Below are 22026 nucleotides of genomic sequence, written 5' to 3'. Positions count from 1 at the left end.
CAGACTCTGGGACCTGTAATCTCGCCGCGTGGATTCCGAGCGTACCGACCTCCTCGACCGGTTGGAACGGTTCTACGACGCGGTGCCCCGGGATGCGGCCCGTGTGGAAGATCACGGAGCTCTGGTGCTCTTCGTCCGGGAAGGCCCGGGATGGCCGTTCTACGCCCGCCCACGGCGCGACGCCGCCGGGTCGCCGACCCTCGCCGACGTGGCAGCGGTGCGGGCACGCCAGCGCGAACTCGGCCTGCCCGAGGCGCTCGAATGGGTGCACGACACCAGCCCCGCGCTGCTGGCGGTGGCCCGCTCGGCCGGTCTCTGCGTCCTCGAAGCGCCGCTGATGGTGCTCGACCCGGCCGCGCTGCCCGATCCGGCGGAGCTGGCGGGGCCGGTGCGGTTGCTCGACCCGGCGGATGGGGACTTCGACTCGGCGGTGGCCGCCCGGCGGGCGGTGGCGGCTGTTGGGTTCGCCGCCCCGGGTACCGCACGGGGCGACGCCGGCGCTGCCGACCGCGATGCCGCAATCATCGGCCTGGACGCGGCGGCGGTCGAGGAGGAACGGTCCCGGGTCGCCGACGGCAGCCGCCTGTCCGCGCTGGCCGGCAGCACCACCGAAGGCCCACTCGCCAGCGGGATGGCCATGCGGGTCGGCGACGTCGCCGAGATCGCCGGGGTGGCCACCCTGCCCACCGCGCGTCGGCGAGGGCTCGGCGCGGCGGTCACCGCCACCCTGGCCCGCGCCCTGCTGGCCACCGGCGCCGACCTGGTCTTCCTCTCCGCCGGCAGCGACGAGATCGCCCGGGTCTATCTGCGGGTCGGCTTCCGCCGCGTCGGCACCGCCTGCATAGCCTCCCCCGCCCCCCTGCACGCCTGACCTGCCGTGTCGATCAAGAAGTTCTGGTCGGGATCCGCGCTTCTGGCGACCAAAACTTTTTGATCAACGCGACGAGGTGGGATGGGGGTCAGGTTGGGGGGCGCCATTGGGCGGCGATGGTGGCGGCGGTGCCGAGCAGGCGGGGGGTGATGGTGCCCAGGGCGGCGTCGCGGGCACGCAGCGCCAGGCGACCCCGGGTGCGCAAAACGGCGGACATCCGGCGGGTCTGCCGGACCACGGCCGCCGCGCGGGGTCGCCGCGCCCGGTCGTACGCCATCACCGCGTCGGGCAGGGTCGACTCACGCAGCAGTACGGCGAGCGTCGCGGCGTCCTCGAAGGCCAGGCAGGCCCCCTGGCCCAGGTGCGGGGGCATGGCATGTGCGGCGTCGCCGAGCAGCACCACGCCACCCGGCCCGGCCGGGAAGCCGTACGACCGGGGCAGCGGACGCAGCTCCCGGATCTCCCGCTGCACCAGGTCGGCCGGCTCGGTGGCGGCCAGCAGGTCGTCGACCGGCGCGGGCCAGCCGGCGTACCAGCGACGCAGCAGCGCCAGCTGGGTCTCCGGCGGCTCGGGACGGGCGGCACCGGCCGCGGTGGCCATCCAGTAGATGCCGCCACGGCTGGAGGCGCCCGAGGAACCGCGCTCACCCAGCGAGGCGGCCACGAAACGGTAACCGGCACCGAGGATCTCACCACCCACCGAATCGGGCAGACTCGGCGCGCGGTACCAGGGAATCACCGCCCGCCAGGCGGCGCAGCCGGAACTGACCACGCCCGAGCCGGGGGCGAGCTGGCGACGGATCACGCTGTCCGTACCGTCGGCGGCGACGACCAGGTCCGCCTCGTACGTGTGTCGGCCGTCGCCGACGGCGGGCCGTTCACCAGCGGCGGCGCGCACCGTCCGCACCGTCACCCCGGTACGCAACTCGACCCGCTCGCCCAGACCCGCGATCAGCGCGTCATGCAGGTCCTCCCGGTGCACCACCACCGGGAGGCGCTCCGCCGGTGTCGGTCGGGGTTGCACCAGCCAGTGCCCGTCCGGGCGGCGTACCCCACCGTCGGGCAGCGCGGTGGCGATGGCGTCCAGCCCGGCGCCGAGCCCCAGCGCACGCAGCGCCCGGACCCCGTTGGGCCAGAGCACCACGGCGGCCGGCTCCGGGCGGATCCGGTCGGCCCGCTCCAGGAGGGTGACCTGCCAGCCCGAGCGGGCGAGCGCGCCGGAGACCGCCAGGCCACCGAGCCCGCCGCCGACCACCACAGCGGTCCGCATGGCGTCTCCTGACCTCAGCTGTCGCGGTCGGCGGGCCGCGCAGTCGCGGACTCCGCCGCCGGGCCACCGGCCGGCGATTCCGACGCCGACCCGTTCTCCTCACCGTCGGCGGGCCCGTCGACCGGGGTCGCCGCTTCGGGGGGAGCCTCGCCGGTCCGACGCCAGTGCTCGAACTGCTCCTCGCTGACCACCCGGTAGCCCTCGGGCACCGCCGGCTCGGTGGTGGCCCCCTTGGCCGACAGGTCAACCTGCGAGACGTCGGAGGTGGCCGGCGGGGCGGTGGCCACGGCCGGCAGGCCGACCGGGATCAGGTACTCCCGTGGCCCGCGCACCCGCAGGAAGTAGATGAGCGCGCCGAGGAACACGAGCGCGGCGGTCCAGACGTTGACCCGTACGCCGAGGATCGTGTTGGCCTCGTCGGTACGCATCATCTCGATCCAGAACCGGCCGGCGGTGTAGCCCATCACGTAGAGGGCGAAGGCGCGGCCCCGGCCGAGCCGCAGCTTACGGTCGAGGAAGTAGACCATCGCGGCGACGCCGACGTTCCACAGCAACTCGTACGCGAAGGTCGGGTGGTAGAGCCCCTCCTCCAGGATCGGCTGGCCGGCCTCGTCGCGCAGCGCCTGCCCGCCGTCCATCCGGTGGATCTCCAGCCCCCAGGGCAGGTCGGTCCGCCCGCCGTAGAGCTCGTTGTTGAACCAGTTGCCCAGCCGGCCGATCGCCTGCGCGAGCGGCAGGCCCGGCGCCAGGGCGTCGGCGACCACCGTCAGCGGGATGCCCAGTTGCCGGGCGGCGATCCAGGCGCCGATCGCGCCACCGGCGACCGCACCCCAGATGCCCAGCCCACCCTCGTGGATGAAGAAGATCCTGATCCAGTCACCGCCGGTGCCGAAGTACTGCTGCGGTGAGGTGATCACGTGGTAGATCCGGGCGCCGATGATGCCCGCCGGCACCGCCCAGACGGCGATGTCGAGCACCGCGCCGGGGGCGACGCCGCGCCGGCGCAGCCGCCGCTCGGTGACCCAGCAGGCCACCGCGATGCCGGCGAGGATGAACAGCGCGTACGCCCGGATGGGGATCGGGCCGAGCTGCCACACGGCGTTGCTCGGGCTGGGAATGGCGGCCAGGGACGTCGGCGAGGCGAGACTCACGGGTGCACACGCTACCGCTGCGGACCCCTCCACCGTCACCCCGGTCCACCGCCCCCACCCACCCCCACCCCGCTCCAACCCCCGCGATCTTGCACTTTCGGTCGCCACATAAGCGGCATTCAACACAAAACGGTGACCAAAACTGCAAGATCGACGCGGGGTGGGGTGGGGAGTGTGGGTGTGGGGTTTTAGGGGGTGGGGTGGTGGACGCCTTCGGCCAGTTCGGCGCTGAGGGTGCGTAGGGCGGTCAGGGCGGCCGCCTCGTCGGGGGCGTCGAGTAGGCAGCGGATCAGGGCGCTGCCGACGATCACCGCATCGGCGTACCCGGCGACGGCGGCGGCCTGCGCGCCGGTGCCCACGCCCAGCCCGACGCCGACCGGCAGGTCGGTGACCTCCCGTACCCGGGACACCAGCACCGGCGCCGCCTGCGAGGTCTGCGACCGGGCCCCGGTCACACCCATGATCGCGGTGGCGTAGACGAAGCCCCGGCAGTGCGCCGCCGTCATCGCCAGCCGCTCGTCGGTGGAGGACGGCGCGACCAGGAACGTGCGGTCCAGCCCGTGCGCGTCCGAGGCGGCCAGCCACTCGCCGGCCTCCTCGGGGATCAGGTCGGGCGTGATCAGCCCGGTCCCACCGGCCGCGGCGAGGTCCCGGGCGAACGCGTCCACCCCGTACCGCTCGATCGGATTCCAGTAGGTCATCGTCACCACCGGGGCGCCGGTGGCGGCGACCGCCTCGATGATGCGCAACGTGTCCCGGGTGCGTACCCCACCGGCCAGGGCGATGTCGCTGGCACGCTGGATCACCGGGCCGTCCATCACCGGGTCGGAGTACGGGATCTCCACCTCGATCACGTCGACGCCCGCGGCGACCATCGCCTTCATCGCGGCGATGCTGCCCTCGACCGTGGGGAAACCGGCAGGCATGCAGCCCACCAGCAACGCCCGGCCGTCCGCCCGGGCCTTGTCGAAAGCCACTCCGATCCGGCTGGTCCGCTCGCTCATGGCCTCACTCCTTGTCGAGGATGCCGAAGTACTCACCGGCGGTGTGCACGTCCTTGTCGCCCCGGCCGGAGAGGTTGACCACGATCGTGGGCTGCCGACCCAGCTCGGCGGCGAGCTTCGGCGCGATGGCCAGGGTGCCGGCCAGGGCGTGCGCGCTCTCGATCGCGGGGATGATCCCCTCGGTCCGGCAGAGCAGCTCGAACGCGGCCATCGCCTCGTCATCGGTGACCGGCTGGTAGGTGGCCCGGCCGGTGTCGTGCAGCCAGGCGTGCTCCGGGCCGACGCCCGGGTAGTCCAGGCCCGCGGAGATCGAGTGCGACTCCCGCGTCTGGCCGTCGGCGTCCTGGAGGACGAAGGTCCGGGTGCCGTGCAGCACGCCTGTGGAACCGCCGGTGATGCTTGCCGCGTGCCGGCCGGTGTCCATCCCGTCGCCGCCGGCCTCGAAGCCGTACAACCGCACCTGGGGGTCGTCGGTGAAGGCGTGGAAGATGCCGAGCGCGTTGGAGCCGCCGCCGACGCAGGCGGTCACCGCGTCCGGCAGCGCGCCGGTCAGGTCCAGGCACTGCGCCCGGGCCTCCTCGCCGATGCCCCGGACGAAGTCGCGGACCAGTGCCGGGAAGGGGTGCGGTCCGGCGGCGGTACCGATCAGGTAATGGGTCTCGTCGACGTTGGCGACCCAGTCCCGCATCGCCTCGTTCATCGCGTCCTTGAGGGTGCGCGAACCGGTCGTCACCGGGACGACAGTCGCGCCGAGCATCCGCATCCGGGCCACGTTCAGCGCCTGCCGCTCGGTGTCGACCTGGCCCATGTAGACCACGCAGTCCAGGTCGAACAGGGCCGCGGCGGTGGCGGTGGCGACACCGTGCTGACCGGCACCGGTCTCGGCGATCACCCGCCGCTTGCCCATCCGCCGGGTCAGCAGCGCCTGACCGAGCACGTTTCGCACCTTGTGTGCGCCTGTGTGGTTGAGGTCCTCCCGCTTGAGCAGCACCCGGGCACCGGCCCGGGCGGAGAACCGGCGGGCCTCGTAGAGCAGCGAGGGCGTGCCCGCGTAGTCGCGCAACAGCCCGGCGAACTCGGCCCGGAACGTCTCGTCGGCCATCGCCGCCTGGTGCGCCGAGGCCAGCTCGTCGAGCGCGGCGACGAGTGCCTCCGGCACGAACCGGCCGCCGAACGTGCCGAAGTGCCCGGCGGCGTCGGGGAACTGCGCCGGCACCTCGGTGTTCGTGACGTCAGCACTCATCACGGGTCCTCTCGCTCACGACGGTCAGCGGTGGGGGTCAGCGCACCGGACGGGGCGTCGCCGGGTGGTTGCCGGCGTTCACCAACTCGGCCACCGCCTCCCGGGGACTCTTCTGGGTGACCAGCCCCTCACCGACGAGGACGGCGTCGGCGCCGGCCGAGGCGTACCGGATCAGGTCGTGCGGGCCGCGTACACCCGACTCGGCGATCTTGACCACGTTGCTCGGCAGGCCGGGCGCGATCCGCTCGAACACCGACCTGTCGACCTGAAGGGTACGCAGGTCACGGGCGTTGACCCCGATCACCTGGGCACCGGCCTCCATGGCCCGGTCGGCCTCCTCCTCGTCGTGCACCTCGACAAGCGCGGTCATGCCCAGCGACTCGATCCGCTCCAGCAGGCCGACAAGCACGTTCTGCTCCAGCGCGGCGACGATAAGCAGCACCAGGTCCGCGCCGTGGGCGCGAGCCTCGTGCACCTGGTAGCTGGAGACCACGAAGTCCTTGCGCAGCACCGGGATGTTCACCGCGGCCCGCACGGCGGCGAGGTCGTCAAGCGACCCGCCGAACCAGCGGCCCTCGGTGAGCACGCTTATCGCGCGGGCACCACCGGCCGCGTACTCGCCGGCCAGATCCGCCGGGTCGGCGATCTCGGCCAGCTTGCCCTTGGACGGTGAGGAGCGCTTCACCTCGGCGATCACCGCGACGCCGGGCCGGCGCAGGGCCGCGTACGCGTCCAGCGGCGGCGGCGCGGCGGCGGCCAGTTCGCGGATCCGCTCCAGCGGAACCTGCTCCTGCCGCCGGGCCACGTCCTCCCGGACGCCGGCCAGGATCTCGTCGAGCACGCTGACGGGCGCCGCCGAACCGGCCTCGTCCCCTTCCGCGTGCGCATGCTCAGCAGTCACCAACGGACTCCCCTCTCCGGGTGTCATGGGCCGATGCTAGGGGGCCCCACCTGGACCCGACCGCCGGGGGTATGGCGCTCCTCACGAAATGGGCTGGGGCATAATGGCCAACTTGCGCGCACGCATTGTGACTCTGCGTCACGATACCATCGACGTTCGCCCATGCGCAGGCTGACCGATCACCCCGTGGCGGGTCGGCTATCCGCCCGCGTCGATGCTGTGACCAAGCTCAAGGACCAAGGTCCCTGTGCCGGTCACGCCCCCTACCGCAGAGTTGACGGTGCAGTCATCACCACGAAACCCGGGCCGAGCAACATCAGGCTCGGGCACACTCAATGACGCGTCTGCCCCACCGCCACGACGATCTCTCCCCGGGGTGATCATGAGTACCTCCGCGCCGCACCAGACCATCGGACTCACCACCATCTCGCGCACCGTCGCGTCGCTCGCCGTCGGTGTCGTCCACACCCTGGAGCGCGCCGTCGTCGGACCGGACCGGATGCGTACCGCGTCCGGCAACGCCTGGGAGGCCATCTGCGCCGACCGGGCCCGAGCCGACCAGCGAGCCGAGTTGGACCGCCTCGTCGCGGAACTCGCCGCCGCCCGGGCGCGCGCCCGCCAGCCGGTCGGCTGACCACGCCGCGACGGCACGCGCCGCCCGGTCGGTCAGCGGATCGTCGGGTCCTCGCCCCGGTCCAGCGCCTCCCACGCCTCGACGGTGCCGGCACCACCGATCGGCCCGCTGGTCCCGGCCGGCCGGGACGGCCGACGGTCATAGCGGGCACCCATCGCCGGCCAGCGGTGACCGCGCAGCAGGGTCAACGAACCGCCCCCGGCGGCGAGGACCCCACCGAGCAGGGTGAGCGCCGGCCACTGCCAGGTGACCGGATCCCCGAGATCACCGACGAGCCCGTAACCGCCACCGGCCGCCACGGCCAGGCCGAGCAGGGTCAGCAACCCGCCGAGCACCCGACGCGGCCGACCCCGGGTGGCCAGCACCGCACCGCCGCCAGCCAGGCCGACCAGGGCCAACGCCGGCAGCCAGGGCAGCAGTTGCCCGCCCGTGCGGCCCTCCTCCACCAGCATCATCGGCTCCGACCGGCCGACCACCCCGACCACCCAGGTGCGGGTCGCCGCCCACAGCGCCAGCCCCGCGCCGGCCAGGCAGAGCAGCACGGCGTACGCCAGCTCCCGCCGACCCCGCGCCGGCCGTGCACCGGTGGTCCCTGGTTCCTCCGTCGCGCTCACCGAGCCCACCTTCCGCTCGCGACTGCGGGACTCCGCTGCGCTACATTCCTCGCGCTCACCGAGCCCACCTTCCGCTCGCGACTGCGGGACTCCGCTGCGCTACATTCCTCGCGCTCACCGGGCCGGCCTGAGCGTTTCCGCGGCGGCGATGGCCGCCAGCACCGCGGCGGCCTTGTTCCTGGTCTCCTGGTCCTCGGCGGCCGGATCGGAATCGGCCACCACACCGGCACCGGCCTGCACGTACGCCCGGCCGGCGCGGATCAGCGCGGTCCGGATCGCGATGGCCATGTCGAGATCGCCGGCGAAGCCGAAGTACCCGACCGTTCCGCCGTACAGACCCCGACGGACCGGCTCCAACTCCTCGATGATCTCCATGGCCCGCACCTTCGGCGCGCCGGAGAGGGTGCCCGCCGGGAAGGTCGCGGCCAGCGCGTCGAAGGCGGTGCGGTCCGCCCGGAGGGTGCCGACCACTGTGGAGACGATGTGCATCACGTGGCTGTACCGCTCGATGGTGGCGAACTCCGGCACCTCGACAGTGCCGGGCCGGCACACCCGCCCCAGATCGTTGCGCCCCAGGTCGACGAGCATCACGTGCTCAGCCCGCTCCTTCGGATCGGCGAGCAGTTCGGCGGCGAGCCGGGCGTCGGCGTCCGGGGTCGCGCCGCGCGGGCGGGTGCCGGCGATCGGATGCAGCAACGCCCGCCGCTCGCCGTCCACCTCGCCAGTCACCTTCAGGTGCGCCTCGGGCGACGAACCGACGATGTCGAAGTCGTCGAAGCGCAGCAGGTACATGTAGGGACTGGGGTTCGTGGTGCGCAGCACCCGGTAGACGTCCAACGGGTCGGCGTCGGTCTCCCGCTCGAACCGCTGGGCGAGCACGATCTGGAAACACTCCCCGGCCCGGATCGCCTCCTTCGCCGCCTCCACCGCCTTCGGATACCCGCCCTCCGGGGTACGGCTGCGCACCTCGCCGGCCGGCGGGCGGGCGACCGTGGCGACCATCGGTGGGATGGGCCGCGACAGCGCCGTGGTCATCGCGTCCAGCCGGCCCACCGCGTGGTGGTAGGCGGCGGTGACGCGCTCGTCACGGCCCGGCTCGTCCAGCGGCGGCAGGATGGCGTTGGCGACCAGGATCGCCGAACCGTCGAAGTGATCGAGCACCACCAGGTCGGTGGCGAGCATCATGCCCAGCTCGGGCAGGCGCAGATCGTCCTCCGTGATCGCGGGCAGCCGTTCGAAACGACGGATCAGGTCGTAGCCGAGATAGCCGACCATGCCGCCGGTCAACGGCGGCGTCCCGTCACCCGGTGCGCCGGACGGGCCGGCCAGTGCCGTCACCGTCGCGCGGAGCACCTCGACCGGGTCCCCGGTGGTCGGCAACCCGGCCGGCGGCACGCCGAGCCAGGCGGCGGTGCCGTCGCGTTCGACCAGGGTGGCGCTGCTGCGCACCCCGACGAAGGAGTACCGGGCCCAGGCCAGCCCGGACGAGCCGACCCCCTGTTCGGCGGACTCCAGCAGAAACGTCCCAGGGCCACCGGCGAGCTTGCGGTAGACGCCGACCGGAGTCTCCGCGTCGGCGAGCAGTCGGCGGGTGACCGGCACCACCCGCCACCGGGCGGCCAGCTCGGTGAAGGTCGCCGCGTCCGGGCTCACCCGACCGTCGCTACTCAGCCCAATGGTTCGCTCGCTCACGAGGTCACCGGGCCGGTGACCGGGAGTTCGGTGAAGAAGCAGGTGCGCTGCCCGGTGTGGCAGGCGGCGCCGACCTGATCGACGCTGACCAGCACCGCGTCGCCGTCGCAGTCGAGTGCCACGGAACGGACGTACTGGTGGTGGCCGGAGGTGGCGCCCTTGACCCAGTACTCGCGGCGGCTGCGGGACCAGTAGGTGGCCCGACCTGTGGTCAGCGTGCGGTGCAGGGCCTCGTCGTCCATCCAGGCCATCATCAGCACCTCACCGCTGTCGTGCTGACGGACCACGGCGGCGACCAGGCCGTCGGGGGTACGGCGCAGACGGCCGGCGATCTCCGGGTCGAGCCGCGACGGCCACTGCGAACCGCCCGGCGGCTCCGGCTGGTCAGGGTGGGCGCCGGTCACCGGCGCGTCAGGTACGGGCACAGTGACCCATTGTCCCGCACGCGGCGCGGGTACCCCAGCGGGCTCCCGGCTGACGGACGGCGTACCGCCGCCGGGGCGGCCCAACTGGGCCACGTAGCGATCCAGACGCCCGTCGAGCAGGGCGTCGGCGAAATCCGGCCCGGCGGCCCGGGTCACCTCGGCGGCGTGCCGGCGGATCAGCGGCAGGGTACCGGTGACCAGCCGGGCCGCCGCCGCCCACACCTGGCCGATCGAGCCGGGCCGCAGACCGAGGCAGCGCAGCATGTCCTCGCGGTAGCCGTCGGGCGCCACCGGCAGGTCGAGTGCGGCGGCGAAGGCCGACCGGCGGGAGACCACCCGTACCGACGGGTTGGCCAGCCGCAGCACCGACGGGCAGAGCCGGGCCAGGTCGGCGGCGGCCAGCCGGGCGCCGAGCGAATCCTCGTCGTCCCGGGCCGCCGCCACCTTGCCGAGCGTGGCGATCAGTTCCTCCAGCCGTGGCTCGTCCGCCGGCTGGCAGAGCACCGGCAGGTCGATGCGGTGCCGCCAGTACGGGTCGGCCCAGAGCAGCCGGGTGGGGGCCGTCACCGGCAGACCGAACGCCCAGTCGGCCGGTTCGCCGAGCCGGCTCACCCACGAGCGGATGTCCCGGGCCGCCACCGACACGTGGGTCAGCCGACCGGAGTGCTCCGCGAGGTACGCCTGGCGGGCCGCGTACGGAGCGCCACCGAGCAGCACGTCGAGGTCGACGTCGCTGTGCGCGGTGGCGGCCCGGCGGGCGTGGCTACCGCGCAGCAGGATGCCCACCACAGGCCGGTCGGCGCGCTCCCGCAGCCGTGCTGCCCAGTCGTCGAAGAACCCACTGTCCGGTGACGGAGCGTGATCCACTGCGCCATCGTGCCGCACGTCCGATCAGGGCGCAATGACCGGTGACGGACCTGGCGTCCGATCTGGGGCCTGGTGACCGTGCTATGGGATTTACGACCACCAAGGGTGTTTCGCCAAACTTCGCACCGGGTCAGTCGAACTCGCCCAGCTCCGCCCGCCGGTAATGGTCAATTTTGAAGTCGAGCACCTTGAGGTCCTCCTCCAACTCGGCCATCCGGTTCAGCACCCGGACCCGGTGTTCCTCGAACAGTGCCCGACGGGCCCCGAGCGTGCCGTCGCCCTGTCGGGCCAGCTCGACGTAACGACGCATGTCGCGCACCGGCATGCCGGTGCGCCGCAGCCGGGTCAGCAGCAGCAACCAGTTGACGTCCTGCGGGGTGTAGCGACGCCGCCCGGCGGAGTCCCGGCCCACCGGGGCCACCAGCCCCTCCTGCTCGTACCACCGCAAGGTGTGGGTGGTCAGGCCCACCTGGTGGGCTGCCTCGCTGACGGTGAAGGTCGGCTCCCGCGTACCGATGTCCATCGTTCGAGGGTCCCAGCAACAGCCGGTCCGGCGCGACCCCGGGCCACGTCTTGCCGAACCGGCGGTATTTCATCTACCGTTGATTTCATCGGACGATGAATTAGGGAGGTGGGCGATGGCGGACGCGATCGCCGTTCGGGGCCTGGTCGTGGACCGGGGCGGACGGCGGGTGCTGCACGGGATCGACGCCACGGTGCCGCGCGGCTCGGTCACCGGCCTGCTCGGGCCCAGCGGCAGCGGCAAGACCACGCTCATGCGCGCGATCGTCGGCGTGCAGGTGATCAGCGCCGGCACGGTGACGGTGCTCGGGGCCCCGGCCGGCTCGCCGCCGCTGCGTCACCGGGTCGGTTATCTGACCCAGGCACCGAGCGTCTACGCCGACCTGACGGTGCGGGAGAACGCCCGCTACTTCGCCGCGCTGCACGGCCGTGACCGGGCCGAGGCCGATCGCGCGGTGGCCGACGTCGGGCTGGCCTCGGCCGCAGGTCAACTGGTGGGCACTCTCTCCGGCGGGCAGCGCAGCCGGGCGTCGCTGGCCTGCGCGCTTGTCGGCGACCCTGAGCTGATCGTGCTCGACGAGCCCACCGTCGGCCAGGATCCGGTGCTGCGGGCGGACCTCTGGGCCCGGTTCCATGCCCTCGCGGCGACCGGGACGACCCTGCTGGTGTCGAGTCACGTGATGGACGAGGCCGCCCGGTGTGACCGCCTGCTGCTCATCCGCGAGGGACGGCTCATCGCCGACGACACCCCGGACGCCGTCCGGGCCACCGCCGGGGTGGACGACCTCGACGAGGCGTTCCTGCGGCTGATCAGAGCCAGTCAGCCCGACCAGTCCGGGGAGGCGTGATGAACCCGCGGATTCTGTCCGCCACCGTGGCGCGCATCCTGCGGCAGCTGCGCCACGACCGGCGAACCGTCGCGCTGCTGGTGGCGGTGCCCACCGTGCTGCTCACCCTGGTCTACTACATGTACGCCGACCAGCCCGCGCCGCCCGGGCAGCCGTCGTCCTTCGACCGGATCGCACTTGTGATGCTCGGCTTCTTCCCGTTCATCATCATGTTCCTGGTGACAAGCATCGCGATGCTGCGCGAGCGGACCACCGGCACGCTGGAACGGCTGCTCACCACCCCGCTGGGCAAGACCGACCTGCTCTTCGGGTACGGGATCGCCTTCGGGCTGGCCGGCGCGGTGCAGGCCGTCATCGCCTCGGCCGTCGCGTACTGGGTCTTCGGTCTGCAGACGGCCGGCAGCAGCGCTCTGGTCATCCTGATCGCCGCGCTGAACGCGGTGCTCGCCGTCGCGCTCGGCTTGCTGTGCAGCGCCTTCGCCCGCACCGAGTTCCAGGCCGTACAGTTCATGCCGGTCGTGGTCGCGCCGCAACTGCTGCTCTGCGGGCTGTTCGTGCCCCGCGACGAGATGGCCGGCTGGTTGCAGGCGACAAGTGACGTGCTGCCCCTGTCGTACGCCGTCGAGGCGCTGCAGGAGGTCGGCGCGCACGCCGAGCCGACCGGGACGATGTGGCGCGACGTGGCCGTCGTCGCCGCCGCGGCGGTGCTGGCGCTGGTGCTCGCCGCGGCCACCCTGCGCCGGCGTAGCGGCTGAGGGCGGCGGGCCTGTCCGGCCGCGCGGGCCGCGCCGCCGGACAGGCCCGGCCGTCGGAACGGAGCGAGGGAGAGCGATGGTACGGCGTAGCGGTCGGCGACCCGGTAACCCCGGCACCCGGGAGACGATCCTGGAGGCGGCCCGGTCCACATTCGCCGAACGCGGCTTCGACGCCAGCACCATCCGGGCCATCGCCGCCGCCGCCGGGGTCGACCCGGCCCTGGTGCACCACTACTTCGGCACCAAGGAGCAGCTCTTCCTGGCCGCCATGCGGTTTCCGGTGGACCCCCGGGAACTGCTGCCGAAGGTGCTCGCCGGTGACCGTGACGGCCTCGGCGAGCGGCTGGTACGCATGTTCGTCACGGTGTGGGACTCGCCGGCCGGCGCCGCCGGGGTGGCCCTGCTGCGCTCCGCGGTCAGCAGCGAGTGGACCGCCCGGCTGCTGCGCGAGTTCCTCACCACCCAGGTGCTGCGCCGGGTCCTCGACCAGCTCGACGTCGACCCGGCCGAGGTGCCGCTGCGCGGGTCGCTGGTGGCCAGCCAGCTCGTCGGGCTGGCACTGATGCGCTACGTGATCCGGCTGGAGCCGGTCGCCTCCGTCGCGCCGGACACCCTGATCGCCACGGTCGGCCCGACCGTGCATCGCTATCTCACCGGCGACCTCGCCGGTTGACCGGGCGCAGACCCGACGGACCGCGGCGACCGGCGGAGACCCGCGGGACGGTGGGTCAGCCCGCGCAGAACACCGGGTGCAGCAGTCGGGTCAGCTCCGCCTGGTCGGCCAGCCGTCGCCCGAAGGCGAGTCGGGCCCGTCGCCGGGCGCCCGGTCGGCCGAAGGTCACAAGCATCCCGTACCTGTCGATCCGCTCGACGCGCGGCGCGTGCTCGGCCGGACCGGCGGCCAGGCCGAGCTGCCGGCGCAGGTAGTCGGTCATTCGCCGAGCGTGGTTCTCGCCCAGGTGGGTGAGCAGCCCCGCCTCGACCGGGTGCAACGGATCCGGCTCGGCCTCCGCGTACGCCTGGGGGTCGATCCGGCGCAGGTCGCCGGCCCGGTGCCAGCGCGCCTCGGCCACCTCGAACCGGAACAGCTGGAAGCGGGTGCCGACGTCCAGCAGGTCGCCGGTGGGCTCGACCGCGGCGAAGTCCACAGCGGCGGCGCGTGCCTCGTCGCCGACCAACCGACGGGCCCAACCGGAGACCAGGGCCCGGCCGAGTGACGGCGCCCCGGCGGCGGGCGGCAGGTCGAGCACGTCGAGCACCACCGCGACGGCCCGGGCGTCGGTGCCGGGACAAAGCGCCGCCGCGAGATCGCTGACCACCGGCACCAGCAGCAGCACCCGCCCCTCGGGATCGGTGGCGTGGCGTACGTGGTGCAGACCGGGCCGGCAGGCCAGGTGGACGAGGCCGGGCAGCCGGCCCGCCACCAGGGTCCGGACGATCTCAGCGGGGCTGGGCCGCATGACACGACCTCCTTTGAGGTTAGGCTTACCTAACTCGGAGGGTATGGCATCGGCCCCGTGTCGTCTACCGGGTCTGCTCAAGCCACGAGGCGTAGAGCAGCCCGTACACCGAATCCGGTTCGCGGACCAGCTCGTCGTGCGAGCCACGCTGCACGATCCGCCCCCGGTCCACCACGATCACCTCGTCGGCGTTCTGCGCCGTCGACAGCCGGTGCGCGATCGCCAGGGTGGTCCGGCCCCGGGTCACCGCGTCCAGCGTGCGCTGCAACCGCACCTCGGTGGCCGGGTCCACAGCACTCGTCGCCTCATCCAGCACCAGCAGGTCGGGGTCGGCCACGTACGCCCGGGCCAGCGCCACCAACTGACGCTCCCCCACGCTCAGCGCCTCACCACGCTCACCCACCCCGGTCGCCAGCCCGGCGGGCAGCCCGTCCAACCAGTCGGCCAGACCCAGCTCGGTGAACGCGGCGGTGAGCTGCTCATCGGTCAACTCCGGACGGGCGAAGCGGACGTTGTCGGCCACCGTGGCGTCGAACAGGAAGCCGTCCTGCGGAACCATCACCACCCGGGACCGCAGCGAGTCGAAACGCACGTCGGTGAGTGGCACCCCCGACAACAGCACCGCGCCGGCCGTCGGGTCCATCAGCCGGGTCACCAGCTTGGCGAAGGTGGTCTTGCCGCTACCCGTCTCGCCGACCACCGCCACCCGGCTCTTCGCCGGAATCTCCAGGCTGATGTCGTGCAGCACGGTCGGCCCGCCGGGATAGGCGAAACGCACCCCGCCGAAGCGGATGTCCAACGGCCCGGTGGGCAGCTCGCGCCCCTGCGCTCCGGGATCCGCCACGTCCGGTTCGACGTCCAACACGTCGAGCACCCGACGCCAGCCGGCTATCGCGTTCTGCGCCTCGTTGAGCACCTCGGTGGCGATCTGCACCGGCTGGATGAACAGCGTCACCAGGAACAGGAACGCGGTGACCTCACCGATGCTCAGCGTCCGGTCGGCACCGAGGAACACCCCGAGCACCACCACCCCGGCCAACGCCAGCCCGGCGGCCAGCTCACCTACCGAACTGCCGAGGATGCTGATCCGGATCGCCTTCTGCTGGGCCCGCCGCTGACCGTCGATCGCCTCGTCCAACCGGCGGGCGGTCCGCCCCGCGATGCCGTACGCGCGGATCACCGGCGCGCCGACCACGCTCTCCCCGACCGCCCCCAGCAGAGCGCCGGTGCGCTGCCGGACCACCCCGTACGCGGCGGCGAGCCGGCGCTGGAGCAGCCGGATCACCAGCACCGCCGGCCCGAAGGCGGCGAAGACCACGAGCGTCAACTGCCACGAGTACGCCAGCATCACGGCCGTGGTGACGGCCAACTGACCCAGGTTGACAAGCAGGATCACCCCGCCCCACTGGAGGAACTGGGTGATCTGGTCGACATCACTTGTCACCCGGGAGACGAGCGAGCCCCGCCGCTCCGACTGCTGGTGCAGCATCGACAGGTCGTGCACGTGCCGGAAGGCGCGTACCCGCACCCCCGCCAGCGCCGTCTCGCTGACCGTGAACAGTCGGCGCATCATCAGGTAACCGCAGGTCGTGGTCACCACAAGCACCGCCGCGGTGACCGAGACCACAACGAACAACGCGTCCAGGTTCAGCCCACCGGTGATGCCCCGGTCGATGCCCTGCTGCACCGCCACCGGCACGGCCACCCGGCCGATCATGTACACGAGCGCCAGGCCGAGCGTGCCGGCCAGCCCGACCCGCAGCTCCGGGGAGAGCGCCAGCCCCCGACGTAGCGTCCGCCACGTCGACTCGGCCCGCTCGGGCGCCTCGTCGACCCGTACCGAGCCCACACTCACCGGATCCGCCTCTCGTTCGCGACTGCGGGGCTCGCAAGCTCACTCCTCGCGCTCACCGGATCCGCCTTTCGTTCGCGACTGCGGGGCTCGCAAGCTCACTCCTCGCGCTCACCGGATCCGCCTTTCGTTCGCGACTGCGGGGCTCGCAAGCTCACTCCTCGCGCTCACCGGTCCACCTCCAGTCCGGAGGTCATCGGGGTGACCTCGTCGTACGTGCGCTGCCGGTCGTGGTCAACCTCGGCCTGCTCGTAGGCGGTGACGAGATCGGCGTAGCCCGGCACGGTGGCCAGCAGCGTGGTGTGCGTGCCCCGCGCCACCACCCGCCCCTGCTCCAGGTAGATGACCTCGTCGGCGAGGGCGATGGTCGCCCGCCGGTAGGCCACCACCAGGATCGACGCGCCCGGACCGCCGCCGGCCGACGAGCGCAGCCCGGCCAGGATGGCGGCCTCCACCCGGGGGTCGACAGCGCTTGTCGCGTCGTCGAGCACCAGCAGGCGGGGGCGACCCGCCAACGCCCGGGCCAGGGTGAGTCGCTGCCGCTGGCCGCCGGAGAGCGAGGTGCCCCGCTCGCCGACCATGGTGTCCAGCCCGTCGGGCAGCGCGGCGACGAACCCGTCGGCCTCGGCCAGCCGCAGGGCGGCCCAGACCGCCTCGTCGTCGACGCCGGGCCGGTCCAGCGAGACGTTGGCCCGCACGGTGTCGTCGAAGACGAACGGCACCTGGGCGACGAGCGCGGCGGTGCCGGCGAGCACGTCCGCGGCCAGGTCCCGGACGTCCACCCCGTCGATGCTGATCGTGCCCGAGTGCGGATCGACGAGCCGGACCGCCAACGCGGTGACCGTGGACTTGCCGGCACCGGTCGGCCCGACCAGGGCGACCGTCTTTCCGGCCGGCACGGTGAAGGAGACCTCGCCCAGCACCTCGGCGCCGGGCAGGTGCGCCTCGGCGGGCTCGTAGGCGAAGCCGACGTCGGCGAAGGTGAGCGTGGCCGGCGTCGTCACGGCCGGGTCCGGCCGGATGTCGCCGTACGGCATCTCGCCGGTGGCGTCGAGCACCCGGCGGATCCGGTCCCAGCCGGCGACGCTGCGCGGCAGCTCGGCCAGCACCCAGCCGATCGCCCGCACCGGGAAGGCCAGCACGGTGAACAGGAAGGCCACGCTGACCAGCTCGGACACCTCGATCGCGCCCTGTCGCAGCCGGTACGCACCGACCACCAGCACCGCGAGGGTGCCGAGACTGGGCAGCGTCTCCAGCAGCGGGTCGAACACGCCCCGGAGCCGACCAACCGAGATCAACGCGTCTCGCAACTCGCCGGCCCGGGCCGCGAAGCGGGCGGTCTCCTGGGCCTCCCGACCCATCGTCTTGACCACCAGGGCGCCGTCGAAGCTCTCGTGCGCGATACCGCTGACCTCGGCGCGCAGGCGCTGCGCCCGCGCCTGACGGGGGCCATCCGACGGGAGTACGCCACGTTGAGCGCGAACAGCGCCGGGAACACGGCCAACCCGACAAGCGCCAGCGCCCAGTCCACGGCGAACAGCGACGCCACGGCGCCGACGAGCATCACAAGCGTGCCCACCGCGAAGGGTAGCGGCGCGATCGGCTGCCAGGCGGCCTCGACGTCGGAGTTGGCGTTGGACAACAGCGTGCCGGTGGCGTTGCGGTGGTGCCAGGACAGGGGCAGCTCCAGGTAACGGCGGGTGACCCGGCGGCGGTAGGCGGCCTGGAGGCGGAACTGCATGTAGCCGGCACCGAGCCGTCGACCGAAGATGCCGACCACCCGCAGCACACTCAACCCGAGCAGCGCCGCGGCGGCCAGCGCCAGCGCGCCCACCGGCACCGAACCGGTCTCCACGGCCGGCACCACCACCTCACCGACCACCGCGCCGACCACGAACGCGCTGGCGACCACCATCAGGCCGAACAGCACGCTGCCGGTCACGGCGACCGCGAAGATCCTCGGTTGTTCCCGGATGGCCCGCCCGAGGACGGTCAGCCCACGACCGAGCACGTCCCGACTAGTCCCGCTCGCCACATTCTCCCCCGCCGTAAGCCGCCATAATCCTCCCTCATCCTTACCGCTACGCGCCCGGTACGCCGACCCGCGGCAATATGTCCGACGTCACCCGCGAGCCGGATCGCCCCGCTCGCCCCGCTCGGGACGCGGCCTCGTCCGCACCGGCTTACGATCACTGTCATGCCGCGGTACGCCCGATCGGAGCGCGAGGCGCTCACCGAGCTGATGTCCACCCTGGGCCCCGACGCCCCGACCCTCAACGAGGGTTGGACCACCCGTGACCTCGCCGCACACCTGGTGGTCCGGGAGCGCCGCCCGGACGCCGCGACGGGCATCTTCCTGCCACCGCTGACCGGGTACGCCGAACGGGTCCGACGCCAGGTCGCCGCCCTCGACTGGACCGAGCTGCTCAGCCAGGTGCGACGTCCTCCGCTGTGGAGCCCGGTGAGCAACCCGGTCACCGACGAGCTGGCCAACACGCTCGAGTTCTTCATCCATCACGAGGACGTCCGCCGGGCCCGGGCCGGCTGGCAGCCCCGCGAGTTGCCAATGGGGTTGGAGCGGGCGTTGTGGCGACGGGTGTCCACCCTCGGCCGGCTGGCCCTGCGCCGCTTTCCCGCCCAGATGCTGGTCCAGGCTCCCGGCCACGGCGAGGTGGCCACCGGCCGTGGCGGCGAACCGCTGCGGTTGGTCGGCACGCCCGGCGAGCTGGCCTTGTTCCTGTCCGGCCGGCAGCGCGCGGCGCGGGTGCAACTCGACGGCGCCCCGGCATCAGCCGACCGGCTCCGCGCCGCCAACCTGGGCTTCTAACCGTCTGTGCGGAACCGGTCACGGCGAAATCCGAAACGTTACTCGGTTCATCGACCGACCACCATCGGTGCTCCCGTACGCTGACCCGCGCCGCCTCGTGGGGGGCGGCGACAGGGAGCGCGATGCGAAGCTTTGTGGTCTCGGCCCTGCGCGAGCCCCCGTTCACTGGTGTCCGACACGATGACACCGAACGCGTGGCCCGGGAGAGCGCCGACTGGGCGCAGGAGCTTGGCCTGATCAGTAACGGGCAACGGCTGCACCGGGCGGACGCCGCAGGTCTCGCCGGACGGGCCTGCCCGCAGGCCCCGCTGGAACGCCTACGCCTGCTCACCGACCTGATTTCCTGGCTCTTCGTGATGGATGACGCCTGCGACGAGGACGGACTGGGCGCCGAGCCGACCCGGCTGGCGCCGACCGTGGCCGCCCTGCTGGACGTGCTGGACCGCCAGGGCGCGGCGGGCCCGGTGCCGCCCGGCCCCGCCGGGACGCTGGCGCTCGGCCTGGCCGACCTGTGCCAGCGGGTACGCGGCCACCGACGCCCGGCGGTGCTGCTGCGGTTCGTCGCCGGGATGCGCGAGTACCTGCTCGCGCTGTTGTGGGAGGCGGCGAACCGGGAACACGAACGGGTGCCGCCGGTCGACGAGTACGTGCAGATGCGCCGGCACACAGGCGCCGTGTACCCCAGTCTGACCCTGACCGACCTGGCCCTCGACGGCTTTCCGCCCGCCGTACGCCGGGCCGATCCCGGCTGGGCCGCCCTGGAGATGCTCGCCGCCGACCTGATCTGCTGGTGCAACGATGTCTTCTCCTACCGCAAGGAGCACCACGGCGGGCCGGACGCGCACAACCTGATCACGGTCCTGACCAGGGAGACCGGCGACGAGTCGGTGGCGCTGCGAATCGCCGCCGACCGGTTCAACGACCGACTCGGCGCGTACCTGGCGGCCGAGAGCAAGCTGCTGGCGAGCCACGGCGACGCGGTACGCGCGGCGCTGGACACCCGGCGGAACTGGATCCGGGCCACCTACGACTGGTCACGGGCCGCAGCGCGCTACGCGTGAGCCGAAGGTGCCATTTCCGGGGGAACGGGCTGGTCGATGATCGTCAGGGCTAGCCGACGCCCGGGGACAGGCAATACCCTTCGGTAACGAACACCGACCGTGACGACCGTCACGCCTCCACCCCCGAAGGCGGCTACAGCGATGGCTCTCGATGTACCGTACAGCTCCATTCCTGACATGTTCCTCAAGCGTGTGGCGGCGACCCCCGACCGCCATGCTTTCGCCCACCCCGGCTCGGCCGGACCGGTCTGGCTGACCTGGGAACAGGTCTCCCAGCGGGCCAAGGCGATCGCCGCCGGCCTGCACGGCCTGGGCGTCGGTCAGGAGGACCGGGTCGCGATCCTGGCGAACACCCGCCTCGAATGGGTGATCGCCGACTTCGGCATCATGTGCGCCAGCGGCGCCACGACCACGGTCTACCCGACCACGGAGCCCGAGGACGCCACCTACATCATCGCCGACTCCGGCTCCAAGGTGCTGTTCGCGGAGAACCCGGACCAGGCGGCGAAGATCGCCGGGGCGCAACTGCCCGCGCTGACCCACGTGGTCCTCTTCGACGGTGCCCCCGACCCGTCCGCTGCCGTGCCCCAGCTGACCCTCGCGCAACTGGAGGAGCAGGGTGCCCAGCGGCTCGCCGAGGACCCGGAGCTGATCGAGCGCCTGGTCGCCGGTATCGGCCCGGACCACCTGGCCACTCTGATCTACACCTCCGGCACCACCGGCCGTCCCAAGGGCGTCGAGCTGCTGCACGGCGGCTGGTGCTGGGAGGGTGTGGCTCAGGAGGCGGTCGGGTTGCTCCGCGAGGACGACCTGCAGTACCTCTGGCTGCCGCTGTCCCACTCGTTCGGCAAGACGCTGCTCTGCGGCGCCACCCACGTCGGCCTGCCCACGTACGTGGACGGCCGGGTCGACAAGCTCGTCGAACTGCTCTCGGTGGTCCGCCCGACGCTGATGTGCGGCGCACCGCGCGTCTACGAGAAGGTCTACAACAAGTCGGTCACGACCGCGCAGGACGCCGGCGGGGCGAAGGCCAAGATCTTCGCCTGGGCAGTTGGCGTCGGCAAGGAGAAGGTCGCCCTGGAGCAGGCCGGCAAGCCGGTGCCGGGCGGGCTGAAGCTCAAGTACACGGTGGCGGAGAAGCTGGTCTTCAGCAAGCTCCAGGCCCGGCTCGGTGGCCGGATCCGGGTGCTGGTCTCCGGCGCCGCTCCGCTCAGCCCGGAGATCGCCACCTTCTTCGCCGCGGCGAACCTGCCGATCTCCGAGGGCTACGGGCTGACCGAGACGAGCGCGGGCAACTTCGTCAACCCGCCCGACGGGCTGCGGATCGGCACCGTCGGCAAGGCCATGGGCGACCTCGAGTGCCGCATCGACACCGACGGCGAGATCCTGCTCAAGGGCCGGCCGGTGATGCGGGGCTACCACAACCTGCCCGAGGAGACCGCCGCCGCCTTCACCGAGGACGGCTTCTTCCGGACCGGTGACATCGGCAGCCTCGACGACGACGGTTACCTGCGCATCACCGACCGCAAGAAGGACCTGGTCAAGACCTCCGGCGGCAAGTACGTCGCACCGTCGCACATCGAGGGCATGTTCAAGGCCACCTGCCCGTACACCTCGCAGGCAGTGGTGATCGGCCAGGCCCGCAACTACTGCACGATGCTCGTGACGCTGGACCCGGACGCCATCACCGGCTGGGCCGCCGGCACCCCGCTGGAGGGCCGCCCGTACGCCGAGATCGTCGCCTCGCCCGAGGCCCAGGCCATGGTGGAGGAGTACGTCGCCCAGCTCAACCAGAAGCTGAACCGCTGGGAGACCATCAAGAAGGTCACCATCCTGCCGCGTGACCTGACCATCGAGGACGGCGAGATCACCCCGTCGCTGAAGATCAAGCGCCGTGGCGTGGAGAACAACTTCTCCGACGAGATCGACAAGATGTACGTCGGCACCGTCGCTGAGATCTGACAGCCCACCGCTTCGGCCCCGCACCCGTCCCTCCCCCGGGTGCGGGGCCGATCCGTGTCGCGCCACG

Annotated in this window: 19 protein-coding genes and 2 pseudogenes; 8 read left to right on the top strand and 13 right to left on the bottom strand. The window is 72.6% G+C overall.

The genetic code is table 11. From position 1 onward, the window contains the following. The first annotated feature begins 28 nt into the window (after nt 1-28). Complete coding sequence (locus tag CLT74_RS00360) at nt 29-871, top strand: GNAT family N-acetyltransferase (RefSeq protein WP_099844754.1); 843 nt, start codon at nt 29-31, stop codon at nt 869-871. 88 nt (nt 872-959) lie between these two features. On the opposite strand, the gene CLT74_RS00355 is transcribed toward CLT74_RS00360, so the two are convergent. The 5 genes from CLT74_RS00355 to trpC all read right to left on the bottom strand — a co-directional run bounded on the left by CLT74_RS00355 (nt 960) and on the right by trpC (nt 6380). Then, nucleotides 960-2141 carry an FAD-dependent oxidoreductase gene (locus CLT74_RS00355; RefSeq protein WP_099844753.1) on the bottom strand — a complete coding sequence of 394 codons (1182 nt, stop codon included), beginning with the start codon at nt 2139-2141 and terminating at the stop codon, nt 960-962. Nucleotides 2142-2155: 14 nt separating this feature from the next. Continuing rightward, complete coding sequence (gene lgt / locus CLT74_RS00350) at nt 2156-3292, bottom strand: prolipoprotein diacylglyceryl transferase (RefSeq protein WP_099844752.1); 1137 nt, start codon at nt 3290-3292, stop codon at nt 2156-2158. Nucleotides 3293-3480: 188 nt separating this feature from the next. After that, complete coding sequence (gene trpA, locus CLT74_RS00345) at nt 3481-4296, bottom strand: tryptophan synthase subunit alpha (protein WP_099844751.1); 816 nt, start codon at nt 4294-4296, stop codon at nt 3481-3483. A gap of 4 nt (nt 4297-4300) precedes the next feature. After that, nucleotides 4301-5539, bottom strand: coding sequence for a tryptophan synthase subunit beta (trpB, locus tag CLT74_RS00340; RefSeq protein WP_099844750.1), 1239 nt, complete (start codon nt 5537-5539; stop codon nt 4301-4303). 37 nt (nt 5540-5576) lie between these two features. After that, nucleotides 5577-6380: an indole-3-glycerol phosphate synthase TrpC gene (gene trpC, locus CLT74_RS00335; RefSeq protein ID WP_199172292.1), complete on the bottom strand. Its 804-nt coding sequence runs from the start codon at nt 6378-6380 to the stop codon at nt 5577-5579. A 442-nt stretch (nt 6381-6822) separates the two neighbouring features. On the opposite strand from trpC, the gene CLT74_RS00330 reads away from it, so the two are divergent. Next, complete coding sequence (locus CLT74_RS00330; RefSeq protein WP_099851031.1) at nt 6823-7074, top strand: hypothetical protein; 252 nt, start codon at nt 6823-6825, stop codon at nt 7072-7074. Nucleotides 7075-7106: 32 nt separating this feature from the next. Here CLT74_RS00330 and CLT74_RS00325 read toward each other — a convergent pair whose 3' ends face one another. The 5 genes and pseudogenes from CLT74_RS00325 to CLT74_RS00310 all read right to left on the bottom strand — a co-directional run bounded on the left by CLT74_RS00325 (nt 7107) and on the right by CLT74_RS00310 (nt 11195). Continuing rightward, on the bottom strand, nt 7107-7688 hold the full coding sequence (locus tag CLT74_RS00325) for a Trp biosynthesis-associated membrane protein (RefSeq protein ID WP_099851029.1): 582 nt from the start codon (nt 7686-7688) through the stop codon (nt 7107-7109). A gap of 114 nt (nt 7689-7802) precedes the next feature. Further along, nucleotides 7803-9359 carry an anthranilate synthase component I gene (locus CLT74_RS00320; RefSeq protein WP_099851027.1) on the bottom strand — a complete coding sequence of 519 codons (1557 nt, stop codon included), beginning with the start codon at nt 9357-9359 and terminating at the stop codon, nt 7803-7805. A 17-nt stretch (nt 9360-9376) separates the two neighbouring features. Then, nucleotides 9377-9805 (bottom strand): phosphoribosyl-AMP cyclohydrolase, encoded by a 429-nt coding sequence (gene hisI, locus CLT74_RS30980; RefSeq protein WP_099851025.1) that lies wholly within the window; start codon nt 9803-9805, stop codon nt 9377-9379. A 186-nt stretch (nt 9806-9991) separates the two neighbouring features. Continuing rightward, nucleotides 9992-10309, bottom strand: a pseudogene (locus CLT74_RS30975) (phosphoribosyl-AMP cyclohydrolase); the annotation flags it as partial. A 493-nt stretch (nt 10310-10802) separates the two neighbouring features. Continuing rightward, nucleotides 10803-11195, bottom strand: coding sequence for a MerR family transcriptional regulator (locus tag CLT74_RS00310; protein WP_099844748.1), 393 nt, complete (start codon nt 11193-11195; stop codon nt 10803-10805). A 115-nt stretch (nt 11196-11310) separates the two neighbouring features. On the opposite strand from CLT74_RS00310, the gene CLT74_RS00305 reads away from it, so the two are divergent. The 3 genes from CLT74_RS00305 (at nt 11311) to CLT74_RS00295 (ending at nt 13470) form a co-directional block, all read left to right on the top strand. Then, on the top strand, nt 11311-12042 hold the full coding sequence (locus CLT74_RS00305; protein WP_099844747.1) for an ABC transporter ATP-binding protein: 732 nt from the start codon (nt 11311-11313) through the stop codon (nt 12040-12042). Further along, entirely contained in the window at nt 12042-12797 is a 756-nt protein-coding gene (locus tag CLT74_RS00300; RefSeq protein ID WP_099851023.1) for an ABC transporter permease, read from the top strand. The genes CLT74_RS00305 and CLT74_RS00300 overlap by 1 nt, the downstream gene beginning before the upstream one ends. A 76-nt stretch (nt 12798-12873) precedes the next feature. After that, entirely contained in the window at nt 12874-13470 is a 597-nt protein-coding gene (locus CLT74_RS00295; protein WP_099844746.1) for a TetR/AcrR family transcriptional regulator, read from the top strand. A gap of 55 nt (nt 13471-13525) precedes the next feature. Here the strand turns inward: CLT74_RS00295 and CLT74_RS00290 are convergent, their stop codons facing one another. The 3 genes and pseudogenes from CLT74_RS00290 to CLT74_RS00280 all read right to left on the bottom strand — a co-directional run bounded on the left by CLT74_RS00290 (nt 13526) and on the right by CLT74_RS00280 (nt 18144). Then, the gene (locus tag CLT74_RS00290; protein ID WP_099844745.1) at nt 13526-14257 is read right to left on the bottom strand and encodes a DUF2470 domain-containing protein; all 732 of its coding nucleotides are present in this window, start codon (nt 14255-14257) and stop codon (nt 13526-13528) included. A 64-nt stretch (nt 14258-14321) separates the two neighbouring features. Beyond that, nucleotides 14322-16106, bottom strand: a complete 1785-nt coding sequence (locus CLT74_RS00285; RefSeq protein ID WP_099844744.1) for an ABC transporter ATP-binding protein — start codon at nt 16104-16106, stop codon at nt 14322-14324. Between the two features lie 170 nt (nt 16107-16276). Further along, nucleotides 16277-18144, bottom strand: a pseudogene (locus CLT74_RS00280) (ABC transporter ATP-binding protein). Nucleotides 18145-18306: 162 nt separating this feature from the next. On the opposite strand from CLT74_RS00280, the gene CLT74_RS00275 reads away from it, so the two are divergent. From CLT74_RS00275 to CLT74_RS00265, 3 genes are all read left to right on the top strand, one after another. Continuing rightward, on the top strand, nt 18307-18936 hold the full coding sequence (locus tag CLT74_RS00275; RefSeq protein ID WP_099844743.1) for a TIGR03085 family metal-binding protein: 630 nt from the start codon (nt 18307-18309) through the stop codon (nt 18934-18936). 122 nt (nt 18937-19058) lie between these two features. Further along, nucleotides 19059-19997 carry a terpene synthase family protein gene (locus CLT74_RS00270; RefSeq protein ID WP_099844742.1) on the top strand — a complete coding sequence of 313 codons (939 nt, stop codon included), beginning with the start codon at nt 19059-19061 and terminating at the stop codon, nt 19995-19997. A gap of 141 nt (nt 19998-20138) precedes the next feature. Beyond that, complete coding sequence (locus CLT74_RS00265) at nt 20139-21959, top strand: AMP-dependent synthetase/ligase (RefSeq protein ID WP_099844741.1); 1821 nt, start codon at nt 20139-20141, stop codon at nt 21957-21959. Nucleotides 21960-22026: the final 67 nt, after the last annotated feature.

This window comes from Verrucosispora sp. CNZ293, from assembly GCF_002754655.1.
Note: the sequence above shows the minus strand (reverse complement) of the source record. Positions and strands in the feature narration are given on the sequence as shown.

Excerpts from the sequence above, each read along its gene's own strand:
- CLT74_RS00355 (WP_099844753.1), bottom strand. The coding sequence starts at position 2,141 with ATGCGGACCGCTGTGGTGGTCGGCGGCGGGCTCGGTGGCCTGGCGGTC.
- trpA (WP_099844751.1), bottom strand. The coding sequence starts at position 4,296 with ATGAGCGAGCGGACCAGCCGGATCGGAGTGGCTTTCGACAAGGCCCGG.
- trpB (WP_099844750.1), bottom strand. The coding sequence starts at position 5,539 with ATGAGTGCTGACGTCACGAACACCGAGGTGCCGGCGCAGTTCCCCGAC.
- CLT74_RS00330 (WP_099851031.1), top strand. The coding sequence starts at position 6,823 with ATGAGTACCTCCGCGCCGCACCAGACCATCGGACTCACCACCATCTCG.
- CLT74_RS00310 (WP_099844748.1), bottom strand. The coding sequence starts at position 11,195 with ATGGACATCGGTACGCGGGAGCCGACCTTCACCGTCAGCGAGGCAGCC.
- CLT74_RS00305 (WP_099844747.1), top strand. The coding sequence starts at position 11,311 with ATGGCGGACGCGATCGCCGTTCGGGGCCTGGTCGTGGACCGGGGCGGA.
- CLT74_RS00300 (WP_099851023.1), top strand. The coding sequence starts at position 12,042 with ATGAACCCGCGGATTCTGTCCGCCACCGTGGCGCGCATCCTGCGGCAG.
- CLT74_RS00295 (WP_099844746.1), top strand. The coding sequence starts at position 12,874 with ATGGTACGGCGTAGCGGTCGGCGACCCGGTAACCCCGGCACCCGGGAG.
- CLT74_RS00290 (WP_099844745.1), bottom strand. The coding sequence starts at position 14,257 with ATGCGGCCCAGCCCCGCTGAGATCGTCCGGACCCTGGTGGCGGGCCGG.
- CLT74_RS00275 (WP_099844743.1), top strand. The coding sequence starts at position 18,307 with ATGCCGCGGTACGCCCGATCGGAGCGCGAGGCGCTCACCGAGCTGATG.
- CLT74_RS00270 (WP_099844742.1), top strand. The coding sequence starts at position 19,059 with ATGCGAAGCTTTGTGGTCTCGGCCCTGCGCGAGCCCCCGTTCACTGGT.
- CLT74_RS00265 (WP_099844741.1), top strand. The coding sequence starts at position 20,139 with ATGGCTCTCGATGTACCGTACAGCTCCATTCCTGACATGTTCCTCAAG.